The organism is Actinacidiphila sp. bgisy167, from assembly GCF_965342175.1.
Classification (GTDB): Bacteria; Actinomycetota; Actinomycetes; order Streptomycetales; family Streptomycetaceae; genus Actinacidiphila.
Map to the genome: position 1 here is coordinate 14574 of NZ_CBDRBL010000022.1, position 16571 is coordinate 31144.

Below are 16571 nucleotides of genomic sequence, written 5' to 3' on the forward strand. Positions count from 1 at the left end.
AGTGACGCGCACCTTCTTCCGAGAGGCCGTTGACGGCGCCGGAACACCACCGGAGAGTGGTAGGCGCGCGGGCCCGTGCGGCTCATGACGGATCGGGGCACCACGCTGCGCAGGCGGCACGGACGCGACACCTCGGGGGCGGGCATGACGGCGTACACCTCCACACCTTCGAACACGCCCGCGCGCGCGGTCCCGTGGGGCGGCGCGCTGCTCTCCGCGGTGGTCGCGGTGAGTTGGGCGTACCTGGGGATGGCGGCGACCGCCGCGCTGGGTCTGCACCTGCTCGGCGCCGACACGGCGGGCTCGCTGGGGCCGATGACGGCGGCCGTCGTCGCCATGGCGGTGGGCGGCAAGGTCGTCCCCTCCGGTGGCGTCGCGGTGTTCGGGCTGGGCGGCTCAGCCGGCGAGGCCCGGCTGGACCTCATGCCGCTGGGTGTCGGTCTGGTGGGTGCCCTGCTGCTGAGCTGGGTGTTCCTGCGGTCGCTGCGGAGTGGGGCGGGGCTGACCGTCTCGGGCGGTGAACTCGCCGTCCGGGCGGGGGCGGTGGTGGTGCTCTTCGTGGGAGTGCTCGGCGCGCTGGCGTGGGCCGGGCAGGACACCGTCGCCCTCGACGGCGCACGGCTGGGCGGGGACGAGGGCGGCGGTCCGGCGGACGGGCTTCCGGGCTTCGGTGACATCGGCGGCGGGCTCGGGGACGGGCTGCGGCATCTGATCGCCGCCAAGGCGTCGGTGAGCTTCCACGTCGCCACCGGCCGCACCTTGGTGGGCGGTCTGCTGTGGGTGTCGGCCGTTCTGCTGCTGGCGCTGCTCACGTCACGTCGTACGCCGCTGCCGCCCGCTGTGGAGGGACTGCACCGGGTCGTCCGGCCGGCGGCGTCGGCGCTGCGCTGGGTGCTGCTGCTGGCCGTGGTGGCGGGGTGCGCCGCCGCCGCATATGCGGCGGTGACGGGCGGCCAATCGGGCCGGATCGCCGGGGCGGCCCTCTTGGGGGCGCCCAACGGGGTGTGGCTGGCCGTGCCGCTCGGGCTCTTCGTGTCCTGGCGGGGCATGGCCACCGGGGAGCCGGCGAAGGTGCTGCCGGATCCCCTGGACCGGCTGCTGTCCTCGAGCGTGGAGGAGCCGGTGACGCCCGTCCGCCTGGCGGAGTACGACCAGCGGGTGTGGCTGCTGACCGCCGCCGCGGCGCTGATGATGCTGGCCGCGGGTGCGCTGGCGGCGGCCCGCACCCCGCTGTGGGGGGCGACGCGCGCCCGGTACGCGGGGCTGTGCGCGGTGCGCCTCGGCTCGGTCACGGCGGTCGCCTTCCCGCTGCTGGTGTGGGTGACCGGTGTCTCGGTGAACGCGGGCGTCTCGGTCTTCGGGGTGGACGCGGTGGGCGCCGGCGTGGACCTGCGAGGCAGCCTCCCCATGGCGTTCCTTGCGGGGGCCCTCTGGGGGGCCCTGGCGGGCGGCGCGGGGGCGCTGCTAACCCTGCTGACGGGGACGGCCGGGCGCCGGGTGTCCCCGTACGCGTTGCGCAGGGCGGCCGAGGCGGCGTCCGGGGAGAGCAGCGCACGCACCTACCCGGGCGTCGCCTACCGGCCCGGCCCGTACGTCCCGAGCCCCGGCTACGGCCCGCCGGACGCCGGGCCGAACCCCTACCGGCAGCCGCCGCGGCCCGCGGGGTCCGTCACCAGGGCACCTCTGCCGCCACCGTCACCGCCTCCACCGCCGCCACCGCCTCCCCCGGGGCCGCCGCGCGGCCCGTCGCGGGAAGGCCCGCCACCACCCGGTCCGCCCGGGGGACGCCGCTGAGCACGGACGACGTCCGCCAGGCGGGACACATGTCCGTCCCCAGCACGGTGCCCGATACGGTGGAGGCACCATGAACGACGCATCGCAGGCGACCGCTGCCACCGCCGCCAATGTGCCGACACTGCTGGTCAAGATCTTCGGTAAGGACCGGCCGGGGATCACCGCCGGGCTCTTCGAGACGCTGGCCCGCTTCCAGGTGAGCGTCATCGACATCGAGCAGGTCGTCACCCGGGGACGCATCGTGCTCTGCGCCCTGGTGCCCGCCCCCGAGGGGCGTTCGGTGGAGGGCGAGCTGCGGGCGACGGTGCACGCGTGGGCGGAGTCGATGCGCCTGCAGGCCGAGATCATCTCCGGCATCGGCGACAACCGGCCGCGCGGCGAGGGCCGCTCCCATGTGACGGTGCTCGGGCACCCGATGACGGCCGAGTCCACGGCGGCCATAGCGGCCACGATCACCGGCGTCGGCGGCAACATCGACCGCATCTTCCGGCTCGCGAAGTACCCGGTGACGGCGGTGGAGTTCGCCGTGTCCGGCGTCGCCACCGACACGCTGCGCCCGGCACTGGCCATGGAGGCCCACGAGCGCGGGGTCGACGTGGCCGTGGTGTCGGCGGGCCTGCACCGCAGGGCGCAGCGCCTCGTGGTCATGGACGTGGACTCCACCGTCATCCAGGACGAGGTGATCGAGCTCTTCGCGGCGCACGCGGGCTGCGAGGAGCAGGTCGCCGAGGTGACGGCCGCGGCGATGCGCGGCGAGCTGGATTTCGAGCAGTCCCTGCACGCGCGGGTCGCCCTGCTCAAGGGGCTCGACGAGTCCGTGGTGGACAAGGTCCGCCAGGAGGTGCGGCTGACGGCCGGGGCGCGCACGCTGATCCGCACGCTCAAGCGGCTGGGGTACCAGGTGGGCGTGGTCTCCGGGGGCTTCACCCAGGTCACCGACGACCTCAAGGAGCGGCTGTCGCTCGACTTCGCCGCGGCCAACACCCTGGAGATCGTGGACGGCAAGCTCACCGGCCGGGTCACCGGCGAGATCGTGGACCGGGCGGGCAAGGCCCGGCTGCTGCGGCGCTTCGCCGCCGAGGCAGGGGTGCCCCTGAGCCAGACCGTCGCCATCGGCGACGGCGCCAACGACCTGGACATGCTCAACGCGGCGGGTCTCGGCGTCGCTTTCAACGCCAAGCCGGTGGTGCGGCGGGCGGCGGACGCCGCGGTCAATGTGCCGTTCCTGGACACCGTGCTCTACCTGCTGGGCATCACGCGCGAGGAGGTCGAGGCGGCCGACGCCGGGGACGGCGCGGCCGGCGCCTGACCGGCGCGGCCCCTGGCACGGCATGGCCGTGGAGCGGGTGCTCCAAGCCTTTCCCGACGAGGTCCCCGCCCACAGGGGGCGGGGCGGCCCGGGGACCCGCACGGTCGGGAGACGCCTCAGTCGTGGGGCGACCAGAAGTCGACGAGGCGCCCGACGCCGTGCTCGACCGTCTTCCACGGTCCGGAGAAGGTGATCACCGCAATGGCCGCCGTCGGGAAGCCGGTGCGGTTCATCCGGGCGCGGGAGTCATTGTCGCTCTCCCCGGCGAGGGCGTCCGCAAGCGCGTGGACGGCCGGGTTGTGGCCCACCAGCAGCAGGTTTTCGACGTCCTCGGGAGTCTCGTCGAGCAGGGCGAGCAGGTCACCGAGGGTGGCGTCGTAGAGACGCTCCTCGTAGACGGTGCGGGGGCGGTGCGGGAGTTCGTGGGCGGCGAGCTTCCACGTCTCACGGGTGCGGGCGGCCGAGGAGCAGAGGGTGAGGTCGAACGGGATCCCCAGTTCGGCGAGCCTGCGACCGGCGACGGGTGCCTCCTTCCGTCCCCTTTCCGCCAGCGGTCGCTCGTGGTCGGGGACGTCGGGCCAGTCGGCTTTGGCGTGCCGGAGCAAGACGATCCGGCGGGGCGATGCAACTGCGCTCATGCTCCTCAGCTTTCCAGAAATCCGGCCGCCAGGCGCGGGCTGCGGAACGGATCGCGGATTCGCCGCGGGAGAGTCACAGCAGGTGCTGCACGAGCCGCGGAAGCCCTTCGCCGACGGCCTGCAGAAGCCGGCCGGCGGGCTCCGTGGCCGAGGCCTCGGCGGCCCCCGGGGCCGCGACCAGGGCCAGCAGCGCCGCGAAGGCGAGCGTGGGCAGGGCGAGCGCCCACCACGGCAGGCGCGTCTTCGTGCCGCCCCCGGCCGCCGGGCGGGCGGCGCGGTTTCGCGGGGTACGCGAGGGAACAGCCTGCGTGGACACGGGACGCCTCCATGGGTCAGCCGGGGTGCCGGAGCGCTGTCCGGCCGTGCACCACGACGCTACGGAAAGACGGCGCGCGGCCCCATCGGGTGGCCCACCCACGTGACCCTGACCCTGGCCCCCTAGGGAAGGTGGGGTTGTCCCCACCGTCGACCCCGGGGGCGGGGCATCAGCCCAGCTTGGCGCCGATGATCGCGATCACCGCGACCAGGGCGGGCACGGCCATCATGAGGCCGAAGATGATGAGGAGCTTCTTCTGCGGCTGCGGGGGGTTCGGCTCGAGCACGGGCATGCCGCCCAGTCTCCCATCCCACGGTGGCCCCCGCGTACGCGGGTGGTCAGAGTTCGTCCTCCACGGCGCGGTCGCGGCCGGCGGCCACGCCCGCGGCGATCTGCGGAACCATCAGCGCGAGCATGAGGGCCACGGGCAGGTCCCAGCCGCCGGTGTGCTGGTAGAGGGCCCCGACGAGGATCGGACCGGGGATGGAGAAGAGATAGCCGGTGCACTGCGCGAAGGCGGACAGCCGCACCACCCCGCCGCCCGTGCGCGAACGCATCCCGATCATGGTGAGGGCGAGGGGGAACGAGCAGTTGGAGATGCCCAGCAGCAGGGACCACACCCAGGGCGCGGCGGCCGGGGCGGCCCACAGGCCGCCGTAGCCGGCGATTCCGAAGAGGCCGAGGCCGACGGCGAGCCCGCCCTGGTGCCGCATCCGGCCGGCGAGCGCGGGCAGCACGAAGGAGAGCGGTACGCCCATCACCATGGTGACGGCGAGCAGCACTCCCGCGGTGGAGGCGGAGACCTCGGCGTCCCGGAAGATCTGCGGGAGCCACCCCATGGTGATGTACGCGCCCGTGGCCTGGAGACCGAAGTAGACGGCGAGCGCCCAGGCGGTACGGCTGCGGGCGATGCTGCCGGTCCCGGTCCCCTCCGCGGTGGGGGCCGCCGGGGCAACGGCGGGGGCGTGCTCCCGGTCCCGGACGAGAGCCAGCCAGGGCAGCACCGCGACGGCCGCGAGCGCCCCCCACGCCGCGAGGCCGAGCCGCCAGTCCCCGCCGAGGGCACGGGTGGCCGGGACGGTCGCCGCGGCGGCGAGGGCGGTGCCCAGTGACAGGGCCATCGAGTAGAGCCCGGTCATGGTGCCCACGCGGTCGGGGAACCAGCGTTTGACGACGACGGGCATCAGGACGTTGCCGACGGCTATGCCGCCCAGCGCGAGGGCGCTGGCGGCGAGGAAGAGCACCGTGCCGCCGGTGAAGGGACGCAGCAGGACACCCAGGGTGATCGCGGCCAGGCCCGCGCAGACCACGGCGCCGGGGCCGCGGCGTCGGGCGAGCCGGGGCGCGGCCACTCCGAACACGGCGAAACACAGCGCGGGGACGGAGGTGAGCAGGCCCGCGACGGTGCCGCTCATGCCGAGGCCGTCACGGACCTCCTCCAGGAGCGCGCCGAGGCTGGTGATGGCGGGCCGCAGATTGAGCGCGGCGAGCACCAGCGCGACCGCCACCAGGGTCCGGGTGCGCCGTGTGCCGCGCGCGCCGGTGGGGAGGTGTGCGGGTAGTGCGGGTATGACGGCACTTTCCGCGGCAGGGTCGAGCGTCGCTTCGTCGTCACGCATGCCGACCATCATAGGATGATGGGATGAATGAGAGCCCATGCCCCTGACCTCGCCTCGGCGCTCCGCCCTGGCCGACCAGGTGATCGCGCAGCTGCGCGCCCAGATCACCTCCGGTGAATGGCCGGTGGGGTTCCGGATCCCCACCGAGAACCAGCTGGTCGAGCAGCTCGGAGTGGCCCGCAACACCGTCCGCGAGGCGGTCCGGGCGCTGGCCCACAACGGACTGCTCGATATCCGGCAGGGGTCCGGCACGTATGTGCTGGCGACCAGCGAGCTGGCCGGGGTGATGCACCGCCGCTTCGCCGACTCCGATCCGCAGCACGTGGCCGAGCTGCGCAGCGCCCTGGAGGCGGCCGCGGCCGCGCTCGCCGCGCGGCGGCGCACGGACCGCGACCTGAAGCAGCTGGACGCGGCCCTGACCCGGAGGGAACGGGCCTGGGAGTCCGGCAGCGCCGACGCCTTCGTCGACGCCGACGCGGCACTGCACCTGTCCGTCGTGGCGGCCTCGCACAACGACGTGGTCGTCGAGCTCTACGCCGACCTCGGAGAGGTGCTGCGCGCCTTCCTGCGCGCGGACGTCGGCGAGGAGCTGCGCCCCGAGCAGCACGTGGACCATGCGCGGCTGGTCGAGGCGATCCGGGCCGGCGATCCGGAGGCCGCCTCCGGCGAGGCCTCGGCGCACGCGTTCAGCTGCCGCTTCAGCCCAGCTTCCCGCTGACCCAGATCTCCTGGATCTCCTTCCAGCACCGGTCGCTGAGGGTGACGGTCTGGGCAGGTCCGACCGGGACCGAAGCGCCGTCCACGTCGGGGTCCCACCATCGGAGGCACTCGATGTGCAGCTGGACGCGGTCCAGGTCAGGGTCGGGGTTGAAGCACACGGCGACGCCCTCGCCGCCCCGTACCGAGGTCCGGCACTCCGCGACGCCCGGCAGCCGTGCCGCGGCTCCGGCCGCCGCCGCGGCAGCCGGGCCCGCACCCGCGACCAGCACCGCGACCGCCGCCGCGGCGCACACACAGGCGGCCGCGCGCGGACGCACGTAGGCACGCACGATGCACGCCCTCCCTCCACTCACCCCCGGCTCCCCCGCACAGCCATCCTCGCGGCCAGGATGTGCGGCCACCCGGTCTGGTGGGCCGAATGAGGGACACGGCCCCGAACGCGCGTACGGCCCCGGCGTCACCCGAAGGCGGTGCCAGGGCCGTACGCGAAGGGGCCGTCGGCGGCCCGTGCGAGCGGGCGCCGAGCGGGTCGCGGACCACCGGTCGGCGCGGCTCCCCCGCACCTCGTTCGGTCCCGCCTCCCGCCTTCGCCGGCGGTGCGAGCGCTACGCGCCGATGGCGTGCAGACCGCCGTCGACGTGGACGATCTCGCCCGTGGTCTTGGGGAACCAGTCGCTCAGCAGCGCGACGACCCCACGGCCGGCCGGCTCGGGGTCGGAGAGGTCCCACTCGAGCGGGGAACGGTGGTTCCAGACGTCGGCGAGATCCCCGAAGCCCGGGATGGACTTGGCGGCCATGGAGCCGAGCGGACCGGCCGAGATCAGGTTGCAGCGGATGTTCTGCTTGCCGAGGTCCCGGGCGATGTAGCGGGAGGTCGCCTCCAGCGCCGCCTTGGCCGGGCCCATCCAGTCGTACTGCGGCCAGGCGAACTGCGCGTCGAAGGTGAGGCCGACGACCGAGCCGCCGTCCTGCATCAGCGGCAGGCAGGCCATGGTGAGCGCCTTCAGCGAGTAAGCGGAGACGTGCATCGCCGTGGCGACGGACTCGAACGGCGTGTTGAGGAAGTTGCCGCCGAGGGCGTCCTGCGGCGCGAAGCCGATGGAGTGGACGACGCCGTCGAGGCCGCCGAGCTCCTCGCGGACGACGTCGGCGAGCGAGGCGAGGTGCTCCTCGTTGGTGACGTCGAGCTCGATGACCTTGACCGGCTTGGGCAGCTTCTTGGCGATGCGCTCGGTCAGCGTGGGCCGCGGGAACGCCGTCAGGATGATCTCCGCGCCCTGCTCCTGGGCGAGCTTCGCCGTGTGGAAGGCGATGGAGGACTCCGTCAGCACGCCGGTGATGAGGATGCGCTTTCCAGCGAGAATTCCACTCATGATGCTCAGTGACCCATGCCCAATCCGCCGTCGACGGGAATGACGGCTCCGGTGATGTAAGCGGCTTCCTCGGAGGCGAGGAAGCGGACCGAGGCGGCGATCTCCTCGGGCTGCGCGTAACGGGCCAGCGGAACCTGGCCGACGATGTTCGCCCGCTGCTCGTCGGTGAGCACGCGAGTCATGTCGGTGTCGACGAAGCCGGGGGCGACCACGTTGACGGTGATGTTGCGGGAGCCGAGCTCGCGGGCCAGCGAGCGCGCGAAGCCGACGAGGCCGGCCTTGGACGCGGCGTAGTTGGCCTGACCGGCCGAGCCGAGCAGTCCCACGACGGAGGAGATCAGCACGATGCGGCCCTTGCGGGCGCGCAGCATCTTCCGTGCCGCGGCCTTGACCACGCGGAAGGTGCCGGTCAGGTTCGTGTCCAGGACGGACGTGAAGTCGTCGTCGGACATCCGCAGCAGCAGCTGGTCGCGCGTGACGCCGGCGTTGGCCACCAGCACCTCGACCGCACCCTGCTGTGCCTCGATCTCCCTGAACGCCTGCTCGACCTGCTCACCGTCGGTGATGTCGCACTTGACGGCGAAGAAGCCCTCCGGGGGCTCACCCGAGCGGTAGGTGACGGCCACCTTGTCGCCCGCGTCGGCGAACGCTCGGGCGATGGCGAGGCCGATGCCACGGTTTCCTCCGGTGACGAGAACCGAGCGGCTCAACGGATCACCCTTTCCCTAGAGGTGCTGGTACTCCAGAAAACTATCTGCCTACGTCGCGGTACGGGGAATCGACCCCCGACAGGGGCGTACGCGAGTCGCTGTCGAGTCTCTACAGAAAACCGCAGGCGGGCGGATTGTCAGAGCGGCATGATTCACTGCGGGAGACTTGGAGGACGTTGACGACTGGACAGAAGGGGAGGCCGTCGTGCCCCACGAGGTCGATCAGTCATTCCTGGCGCTGCCGCTCCGGGCGCTCGCCGACGCGGCGCTGGCACGCGCCCGCGCTCTGGGCGCCGAGCACGCCGACTTCCGCTTCGAGCGGGTGCGCAGCGCTTCCTGGCGGCTGCGGGACGGCAAAGCCTCCGGCTCGTCGGACAGCACGGACGTCGGCTATGCGGTGCGCGTGGTGCACGGCGGGGCGTGGGGCTTCGCCTCCGGCGTCGACCTGACGATGGACGCCGCGGCCCGGGTGGCCGGGCAGGCGGTGGCGATGGCGAAGCTGTCGGCCAAGGTGATCGCGGCGGCGGGCTCCGACGAACGCGTGGAGCTGGCGGCCGAGCCGGTCCACGCGGACCGGGTGTGGGTCTCCTCGTACGACATCGACCCCTTCGGGGTGCCCGATGCCGACAAGACGGGTCTGCTGTCCGAGTGGAGCGGGCGCCTGCTGGCCGCCGACGGCGTGTCGCACGTCGACGCCTCCTTGATGGCCGTCCATGAGAACAAGTTCTACGCGGACACCTCGGGGACGACCACGACCCAGCAGCGTGTGCGGATCCACCCCGAGCTGACCGCCGTCGCGGTGGATCCGCGGTCCGGGGACTTCGACTCGATGCGCACCCTCGCGCCGCCGGCCGGACGCGGCTGGGAGTACCTGACCGGCACCGGCTGGGACTGGGACGCGGAGCTCGCGGAGATCCCCGGGCTGCTCGCGGAGAAGATGGCGGCGCCGTCGGTGGAGGCGGGCTCGTACGACCTCGTGGTCGACCCCTCGAACCTCTGGCTGACCATCCACGAGTCCATCGGCCACGCCACCGAGCTCGACCGCGCGCTGGGCTACGAGGCGGCTTACGCGGGCACCTCCTTCGCCACCTTCGACCAGCTGGGCACGCTGCGGTACGGCTCCCGGCACATGAACGTCACCGGCGACCGCACCGCCGAGCACGGCCTGGCCACCATCGGCTACGACGACGAGGGGGTCGCCGGGCAGTCCTGGGACCTGGTGAAGGACGGCGTCCTGGTCGGCTACCAGCTCGACCGCAGGACCGCCCGGCTCACCGGCTTCGAGCGCTCCAACGGCTGCGCCTACGCGGACTCCCCCGGTCATGTCCCCGTGCAGCGGATGGCGAATGTGTCGCTGCAGCCCGCACCGGACGGGCCGTCGACCGAGGAACTGATCGGCGGCGTCGAGCGCGGCATCTACGTCGTGGGCGACCGCTCGTGGTCCATTGACATGCAGCGCTACAACTTTCAGTTCACCGGCCAGCGCTTCTTCAGGATCGAGAACGGCCGGCTGGCCGGGCAGCTGCGCGACGTCGCCTACCAGGCCACCACCACCGACTTCTGGGGCTCCATGGAGGCCGCCGGCGGGCCGCAGACCTACGTCCTGGGCGGCGCCTTCAACTGCGGCAAGGCCCAGCCCGGCCAGGTCGCCGCGGTCTCGCACGGCTGCCCCTCCGCGCTCTTCCGCGGCGTCAACATCCTCAACACCACGCAGGAGGCCGGTCGATGAGCTCCGTTTCCAAGCCCCACGAGATCGTCGAGCGCGCCCTGGAACTGTCCCGGGCGGACGGCTGCGTCGTCATCGCCGACGAGAGTTCCTCGGCCAATCTGCGCTGGGCGGGCAACGCCCTGACGACCAACGGTGTGACCCGCAGCCGCGCCCTGACCGTGATCGCCACGGTGAACGGCTCCCAGGGCACCGCCTCGGGCGTGGTGTCCCGCGCCGCGGTCACCGCGGACGAACTGGAGCCGCTGGTGCGGGCCGCCGAGGCGGCCGCGCGTGCCGCCGGGCCCGCCGAGGACGCCCAGCCGCTGGTCGAGGGGGTGCCGGCGAGCACCAGGTTCACGGAGGCGCCGGCCGAGACCTCCTCGGAGGTGTTCGCCGACTTCGCACCCGCCCTGGGCGAGGCCTTCGGCACGGCCCGGGCCGGCGGCCGGCGGCTGTACGGCTTCGCGTACCACTCCGTCACCTCCACCTACTTGGGCACCTCCTCGGGGCTGCGACTCCGTCACGACCAGCCGAGCGGCACCCTGGAACTCAACGCCAAGTCCGGGGACATGTCCCGCTCGGCGTGGGCCGGCGCCGCCACCCGCGACTTCACCGACGTCGACCCGGAGGCCCTCGACGCCGACCTCGCGCAGCGCCTGGCCTGGGCCGAGCGGCGGATCGACCTGCCGGCCGGACGGTACGAGACGCTGCTGCCCCCGTCTGCCGTGGCGGATCTGATGATCTACCAGCAGTGGAGCGCGGCCGCCCGGGACGCGGTGGAGGGCCGTACGGTCTTCAGCCGTCCCGGCGGAGGCACCCGGCTCGGCGAGAAGCTCTCGGAACTGCCGCTGACGCTACGCAGCGACCCGGCCGAACCTGGGCTGGAGTCGGCGCCGTTCGTGATCGCGCACGCCTCGAGTGACGCCGCGTCGGTCTTCGACAACGGCCTGCCGGTCGAGGCCACCGACTGGGTCAGCGAGGGCGTCCTCAGCCGGTTGTCCACCACCCGGCACAGCGCAGGTCTGACCGGACTGCCCTTCGCGCCTTCCGCGGGCAACCTGATCCTCGACGGCGGCGGCAAGCGGTCGCTGGAGGAGATGGTGGCGGACACCGAGCGCGGTCTGCTGCTGACGTGCTTGTGGTACATCCGCGAGGTGGATCCGGCCACCCTGCTGCTGACGGGGCTGACCCGGGACGGGGTCTACCTGGTGGAGGGCGGCGAGGTGACCGGTGTGGTGAACAACTTCCGGTTCAACGAGTCGCCGGTCGACCTGTTGGGCCGTGCTACCGAGGTGGGCCGCACCGAGCGGACGCTGCCGCGCGAGTGGAGCGACTGGTTCACCCGGGCCGCGTTCCCGGCGATGCGGGTCCCGGACTTCAACATGAGCTCGGTCAGTCAGGGCGTCTGACCGGGACGACGGGGGGCAGAGCAATGGACGAGAAGCGGACGGTCAAGGTCTCGAAGTTCTTGGCGCGGGTGCTGCGGCACGACCCGGCGTCGATCGGGATCACCCTCGACGCGGCCGGCTGGGTGGATGTGCACGAGCTGATCGCCGCGTCCCGCCGGGCGAGCCTCCCCCCGGCTTCGCCGGGAGGCGCCCCCGGTTTCTCGCGCGCCGACCTCGACCACGTCGTGGCCACCAACAACAAGAAGCGGTTCGCCTTCTCGGAGGACGGGCGGCGGATCCGGGCCAGTCAGGGGCACTCGGTCGAGGTCGACCTCGGACTGGCGCCGGCGGAGCCGCCGGCCGTCCTCTTCCACGGCACAGCGAGCGCCACCCTGCCGATCGTGCTGCGCGAGGGGCTCAAGCCGATGTCCCGGCAGGACGTCCACCTCTCCGCGGACGTGGAGACGGCCGTGCGCGTCGGTGCGCGGCACGGCCGTCCCGTGGTGCTGGCGGTGGACGCGGCGGGGCTGGCCGCCACGGGTCATGTCTTCCGGGTCAGCGCCAACGACGTCTGGCTCACCGACCTGGTGCCGCCGACGCATCTGCGGCCGCACGCCCACTGAGCGGCGCGCCCTTCCAGGGCGCGCCGCCGGTCAGGTCGCCGTCCGCCGCCTGCCGCGGATCGAGGCCCACAGCGGGGTGATCACGGCGACCACGAGGATCGCGCCGAGGATCTGCAGCACATGGCGGATCCAGTCGACGCCGCTGGTGTGCCGTACGCCGATCCATCCTGCGACAGCATTGCCCAGGAAGGCGCCGAGGATGCCGCAGATGATGGTCAGCCACCACGGGATGTCCTGCTTCCCCGGCAGGAGCAGCTTCGCCAGGAAGCCGAGCACGATGCCGACGATGATCGCCCAGATCCAGTTCATGCGGCCAGTCTCGGCGCGGTCCGGGTACGCCGCATGCCGAAGGCGGCCATACGCCGTAAGGCGGGTGCTGTCACACGGCGGCGGCCTCCCCGGTCTCCACTGCGACGGACTCGCGGCGTAACGTGGATCGTGCCGGATGCGGGTGGCTTCCGGCGCTTCGAGCAGGTGGTGGAACGTGATGCGGAAGCGGAGCGGTACTGAGGTTTTCCGGATCACCGGGACCGCGGCAGGGCTCACCGAGGACGTCCGCCGAAGGCAGCGGCGCTACATCATCTCGATGTCGATCCGCACCCTGTCGTTCATCCTGGCGGTCCTCCTGTGGCAGGTGTCGACCCCTCTGGCCTGGATCGCGCTCGTGCTCGGCCTGGTGCTGCCGTACGTCGCGGTCGTCATCGCCAACGCCGGGCGGGAGAACGCGCCGGGGCTGCCCCCGGCACGGATCGCGCCGCCGGCGCCGCCGGCACTCGGCCCCGGTGAAGCAGGGGCGCCGGCCGCATGGCATCCGGAGGATGGCGGACGCGCCCGCTCCGGTCGAAGCTGACGCGTTCGCCCTGCCCCTCCGCTGTCTCACCTCGTCCCGAAGCTCAAGAAAAGCTCAGATCAATCACGAGGATCCACTGCACTGCGGGCCTTTCCGCGTGACATACTTCGTACGCGCTCCGCATCCCCCGTCGGAGCGACGGACCGACGCCGGGCGGCTCCCCCCGTGGCTGCCCGGCGTCGCCATGTTTGGATGGGGCTCGTGAACGACGAATCGCCGATCTGCTCCGCCAAGGGTTGCCGCGCTCCCGCCGTGTGGGTGCTGGCCTGGAACAACCCGAAGATCCACACTCCCGAGCGCCGCAAGACCTGGCTGGCGTGCGGGGAGCACCGCGAGTCCCTGTCATCGTTCCTCGGTGTGCGCGGCTTCCTCAAGGACGTCGTGCCCCTCGAGGACTGGGAAGCGAACTCAGCCACCGATCGCTGACATAGGCCGCTCAGGCTGCAAAAACGCCGGATCATCCAACCCGGAACCCGCCTTCTTGCCCCACATCGCGGTACGCCACAACTCGGCGATCTCCTCGTCCGAACCGCCCGAGCGGAGCGCCGCGCGCAGATCGGTCTCCTCGCGCGCGAACAGGCAGTTGCGCACCTGGCCGTCGGCGGTGAGCCGGGTGCGGTCGCAGGCCCTGCAGAAGGGCCGTGTGACGGAGGCGATCACGCCGACCCTGGCTGGGCCGCCGTCCACCAGCCAGCGTTCGGCCGGGGCGTGACCGCGGGCCTCGTCGGGCTCGGCGGTCAGCGTGAAGCGGGTCCGCAGGCTCTCCAGGATCTCCTGTGCGGTGACCATGTCGCTGCGCTGCCAGCCGTGCTGGGCGTCGAGCGGCATCTGCTCGATGAAGCGCAGTTCGTAGCCCCCCTCCAGGGCCCAGGCCAGCAAGTCGGGAGCCTCGTCGTCATTGACGCCGCGCATCAGCACGGTGTTGACCTTGACCGGGGTCAGGCCGGCGGCCTGCGCCGCCTCCAGGCCGCGGATGACGTCGTCGTGCCGCTTGCGGCGGGTGAGGGTCTGGAAGACATCGGGGCGCAGGGTGTCCAGGGAGACGTTCACCCGGTCCAGCCCGGCCCCGCGCAGCGCGGGGGCGGTCCGGGCGAGGCCTATGCCGTTGGTGGTGAGTGAGAGCTTCGGACGAGGCTCCAGCTCCGCGCAGCGCTCGACGATGCCGACCAGGCCGGGGCGGAGCAGGGGCTCGCCGCCGGTGAAGCGGACGTCCTTGACGCCGAGCAGGGTGACGGCGATCCGCACCAGCCGGACGATCTCGTCGTCGGTGAGCAGCTCGGGCTTGCCGAGCCACTGCAGCCCTTCCTCGGGCATGCAGTAGGTGCAGCGCAGATTGCACCGGTCGGTCAGCGAGACCCGCAGGTCGGTCGCGACCCTGCCGTACGTGTCGATCAGCACGGCGCGCCTCCCCTTTGGGCCTGGTCGATGAGACGGCGGTGCCGTCCCGCTACTTCGCAGCCTACGGGACGGCACCGACGTTCAACAGGTTGTTCAATGTGCTCCCGCTCCGGTGAGGGACCGGACCTCCAGCTCCGCGTACTTGCGGTCCGCGTCCTCCTCCGGCTTGGACAGGAGCGTGCCCACCACGCCGAGAAGGAAACCGACGGGGATGGAGACGATCCCGGGGTTCTCCAGCGGGAACCAGTGGAAGTCCACGCCCGGGAACATCGCGGTCTCCTTGCCCGACACCACGGGCGAGAAGACGACCAGGAACACCGAGGTGACCAGACCGCCGTAGATGCTCCACAGCGCCCCGGTGGTGTTGAAGCGCTTCCAGAACAGGCTGTAGAGAAGCGTCGGCAGGTTGGCGGATGCCGCGACCGCGAATGCCAGGGCGACGAGGAAGGCGATGTTGAGCTTCCCCGCGAAGATGCCGAGCAGGATCGACACGGCCCCGATGGCGATCGCGGCGATCTTCGCCGCCGCGACCTCCTCCTTCTCGCTCGCCGTGCCCTTGCGGATGACGTTGGCGTACAAGTCGTGCGCGAAGGAGGACGAGGAGGCGAGGGTGAGCCCCGCGACCACGGCGAGGATGGTGGCGAAGGCCACCGCGGAGATCACCGCGAGCAGGATCGCGCCGCCCGTGGAGCCCGCGCCGCCGCCGATCTCCTGGGCGAGCAGCGGGGCCGCGGTGTTGCCGGCGGCGTTGGAGGTTGTGATCGTCTCCGGGGTGAGCAGGGCGGCGGCCCCGAAGCCCAGCGCGATCGTCATCAGGTAGAAGCAGCCGATGATGCCGATCGCCCAGTTCACCGAGGTGCGGGCGGCCCGGGCGGTGGGCACGGTGTAGAAGCGGATCAGGATGTGCGGCAGGCCGGCCGTGCCGAGGACGAGCGCCAGGCCCAGAGAGATGAAGTCGATCTTCGAGGTCGAGGTGACGCCGTACTTGAGGCCCGGCTCCAGGAAGGCCGCTCCCTTGCCGCTCTTCTCCGCGGCGGCGCCGAGCAGCGAGGACAGGTTCCAGTTGAACTTGGCGAAGACCAGGAAGGTGATCAGCAGGGTCCCGCCGATCAGCAGCACCGCCTTGACCATCTGCACCCAGGTGGTGCCCTTCATGCCGCCGATGGTCACGTACAGCACCATGACGACGCCGACCAGGATGACGATCAGACGGCGCGGACCCTCGCCGGTGATGCCGAGCAGCAGGGCCACCAGAGCACCCGCCCCCACCATCTGGGCCAGCAGGTAGAAGATGCTGACGACGATGGTCGAGATGCCCGCGGCCGTGCGCACCGGGCGCTGCCGCAGCCGGAAGGCGAGGGCGTCGGCCATGGTGAACCGGCCGGAGTTGCGCAGCGGTTCGGCGACGAGCAGCAGCGCCACCAGCCAGGCGACGAGGAAGCCGATGGAGTAGAGGAAGCCGTCGTAGCCGACGAGGGCGATGGACCCGGCGATGCCGAGGAAGGACGCGGCCGACATGTAGTCGCCGGAGATGGCGAGGCCGTTCTGGAAGCCGCTGAAGGAGCGGCCGCCGGCGTAGAAGTCGGTGGCGTCCTTGGTCTGGCGGCCCGCCCAGACGGTGATGGCGAGCGTCGCGACGACGAAGACCGAGAACAGGGTGATGATCAGCGGCCGGTGTTCGCTCGCCCCCACCGCGACCACCTGGACTCCCGTGGTGTGCAGCGCGGTCATGCGGTGGCCTCCGTGCTCTCGGTGTCGTCGGTGCCCCGGGCGCCGGGGCCTTCCAGGCGCGCCTTGATGGCGTCCGCGCGGGAGTCGAGCTTGGCGTTAGCGTGCCGCGAGTACCAGACGGCGATGCCGAAGGTGGTGGCGAACTGCGCGAGACCGAAGATGAGGGCGACATTGATGTGGCCCACCACCTTGGTGTCCATGAAGCCGCCGGCGTAGTTCGACAGCAGGACGTACAGCAGGTACCAGGTGATGAACGCGACCGTGAGCGGGAACGCGAACGAGCGGTACGAGCGGCGCAGTTGGGCGAACTCCGCGCTCGCCTGCACCTCGGCGTACGAGTCGGCAGACGGCGGACCGGAGCTTGCCGACGGTCGTGCGGGGTCCACGATGCCTC

At 72.1% G+C, this 16571-nt stretch carries 19 protein-coding genes; 8 read left to right on the top strand and 11 right to left on the bottom strand.

The genetic code is table 11. The annotated features are described in order from the left end of the window. Positions 1–84 precede the first annotated feature (84 nt). Both ACRWND_RS11455 and serB read left to right on the top strand, forming a co-directional pair. Positions 85–1794 (top strand): streptophobe family protein, encoded by a 1710-nt coding sequence (locus tag ACRWND_RS11455; RefSeq protein WP_431948589.1) that lies wholly within the window; start codon positions 85–87, stop codon positions 1792–1794. Positions 1795–1864: 70 nt separating this feature from the next. Beyond that, entirely contained in the window at positions 1865–3103 is a 1239-nt protein-coding gene (gene serB / locus ACRWND_RS11460) for a phosphoserine phosphatase SerB (protein ID WP_431948590.1), read from the top strand. Between the two features lie 116 nt (positions 3104–3219). Here serB and ACRWND_RS11465 read toward each other — a convergent pair whose 3' ends face one another. From ACRWND_RS11465 to ACRWND_RS11480, 4 genes are all read right to left on the bottom strand, one after another. Beyond that, positions 3220–3741 carry a SixA phosphatase family protein gene (locus ACRWND_RS11465; protein WP_431948591.1) on the bottom strand — a complete coding sequence of 174 codons (522 nt, stop codon included), beginning with the start codon at positions 3739–3741 and terminating at the stop codon, positions 3220–3222. Positions 3742–3814: 73 nt separating this feature from the next. After that, entirely contained in the window at positions 3815–4057 is a 243-nt protein-coding gene (locus tag ACRWND_RS11470) for a hypothetical protein (protein WP_431948592.1), read from the bottom strand. A 169-nt stretch (positions 4058–4226) separates the two neighbouring features. Next, positions 4227–4349 carry an SGM_5486 family transporter-associated protein gene (locus ACRWND_RS11475; RefSeq protein WP_431948593.1) on the bottom strand — a complete coding sequence of 41 codons (123 nt, stop codon included), beginning with the start codon at positions 4347–4349 and terminating at the stop codon, positions 4227–4229. A gap of 46 nt (positions 4350–4395) precedes the next feature. Next, positions 4396–5676, bottom strand: coding sequence for a CynX/NimT family MFS transporter (locus tag ACRWND_RS11480; protein WP_431948594.1), 1281 nt, complete (start codon positions 5674–5676; stop codon positions 4396–4398). 37 nt (positions 5677–5713) lie between these two features. Between ACRWND_RS11480 and ACRWND_RS11485 the strand changes: the two genes are divergently transcribed. Continuing rightward, positions 5714–6394: a FadR/GntR family transcriptional regulator gene (locus tag ACRWND_RS11485; RefSeq protein ID WP_431948595.1), complete on the top strand. Its 681-nt coding sequence runs from the start codon at positions 5714–5716 to the stop codon at positions 6392–6394. Here the strand turns inward: ACRWND_RS11485 and ACRWND_RS11490 are convergent. The 3 genes from ACRWND_RS11490 to fabG all read right to left on the bottom strand — a co-directional run bounded on the left by ACRWND_RS11490 (position 6375) and on the right by fabG (position 8479). Next, a complete protein-coding gene (locus ACRWND_RS11490) occupies positions 6375–6725 on the bottom strand; it encodes a hypothetical protein (protein WP_431948596.1) in 351 nt (116 codons plus the stop codon). The two genes, ACRWND_RS11485 and ACRWND_RS11490, sit on opposite strands and share 20 nt — an antisense overlap. Positions 6726–7001: 276 nt before the next feature. Then, on the bottom strand, positions 7002–7769 hold the full coding sequence (fabI, locus tag ACRWND_RS11495) for an enoyl-ACP reductase FabI (protein WP_431948597.1): 768 nt from the start codon (positions 7767–7769) through the stop codon (positions 7002–7004). A gap of 5 nt (positions 7770–7774) precedes the next feature. Then, a complete protein-coding gene (gene fabG / locus ACRWND_RS11500) occupies positions 7775–8479 on the bottom strand; it encodes a 3-oxoacyl-[acyl-carrier-protein] reductase (RefSeq protein WP_431948598.1) in 705 nt (234 codons plus the stop codon). Positions 8480–8684: 205 nt separating this feature from the next. Between fabG and ACRWND_RS11505 the strand changes: the two genes are divergently transcribed. From ACRWND_RS11505 to ACRWND_RS11515, 3 genes are read left to right on the top strand one after another with little or no spacing between them, the layout of a single operon-like run. Then, positions 8685–10208 (top strand): TldD/PmbA family protein, encoded by a 1524-nt coding sequence (locus ACRWND_RS11505; protein WP_431948599.1) that lies wholly within the window; start codon positions 8685–8687, stop codon positions 10206–10208. Next, a complete protein-coding gene (locus ACRWND_RS11510; protein ID WP_431948600.1) occupies positions 10205–11596 on the top strand; it encodes a metallopeptidase TldD-related protein in 1392 nt (463 codons plus the stop codon). Before ACRWND_RS11505 ends, ACRWND_RS11510 begins: the two co-directional genes overlap by 4 nt. Positions 11597–11619: 23 nt before the next feature. After that, complete coding sequence (locus ACRWND_RS11515) at positions 11620–12198, top strand: RNA 2'-phosphotransferase (RefSeq protein ID WP_431948601.1); 579 nt, start codon at positions 11620–11622, stop codon at positions 12196–12198. Positions 12199–12228: 30 nt separating this feature from the next. On the opposite strand, the gene ACRWND_RS11520 is transcribed toward ACRWND_RS11515, so the two are convergent. Then, a complete protein-coding gene (locus tag ACRWND_RS11520; RefSeq protein ID WP_431948602.1) occupies positions 12229–12507 on the bottom strand; it encodes a GlsB/YeaQ/YmgE family stress response membrane protein in 279 nt (92 codons plus the stop codon). Positions 12508–12685: 178 nt separating this feature from the next. Here ACRWND_RS11520 and ACRWND_RS11525 point away from each other — a divergent pair, with 178 nt between their 5' ends. After that, positions 12686–13048, top strand: a complete 363-nt coding sequence (locus ACRWND_RS11525; protein ID WP_431948656.1) for a DUF3099 domain-containing protein — start codon at positions 12686–12688, stop codon at positions 13046–13048. A 192-nt stretch (positions 13049–13240) separates the two neighbouring features. Further along, complete coding sequence (locus ACRWND_RS11530) at positions 13241–13474, top strand: hypothetical protein (protein WP_431948603.1); 234 nt, start codon at positions 13241–13243, stop codon at positions 13472–13474. Here ACRWND_RS11530 and moaA read toward each other — a convergent pair. From moaA to ACRWND_RS11545, 3 genes are all read right to left on the bottom strand, one after another. Beyond that, complete coding sequence (gene moaA, locus ACRWND_RS11535) at positions 13457–14446, bottom strand: GTP 3',8-cyclase MoaA (RefSeq protein ID WP_431948604.1); 990 nt, start codon at positions 14444–14446, stop codon at positions 13457–13459. The genes ACRWND_RS11530 and moaA overlap by 18 nt on opposite strands. A 93-nt stretch (positions 14447–14539) precedes the next feature. Beyond that, positions 14540–16177: a solute symporter family protein gene (locus tag ACRWND_RS11540; protein ID WP_431948605.1), complete on the bottom strand. Its 1638-nt coding sequence runs from the start codon at positions 16175–16177 to the stop codon at positions 14540–14542. Next, positions 16174–16563: a DUF485 domain-containing protein gene (locus tag ACRWND_RS11545; RefSeq protein WP_431948606.1), complete on the bottom strand. Its 390-nt coding sequence runs from the start codon at positions 16561–16563 to the stop codon at positions 16174–16176. Before ACRWND_RS11545 ends, ACRWND_RS11540 begins: the two co-directional genes overlap by 4 nt. Positions 16564–16571: the final 8 nt, after the last annotated feature.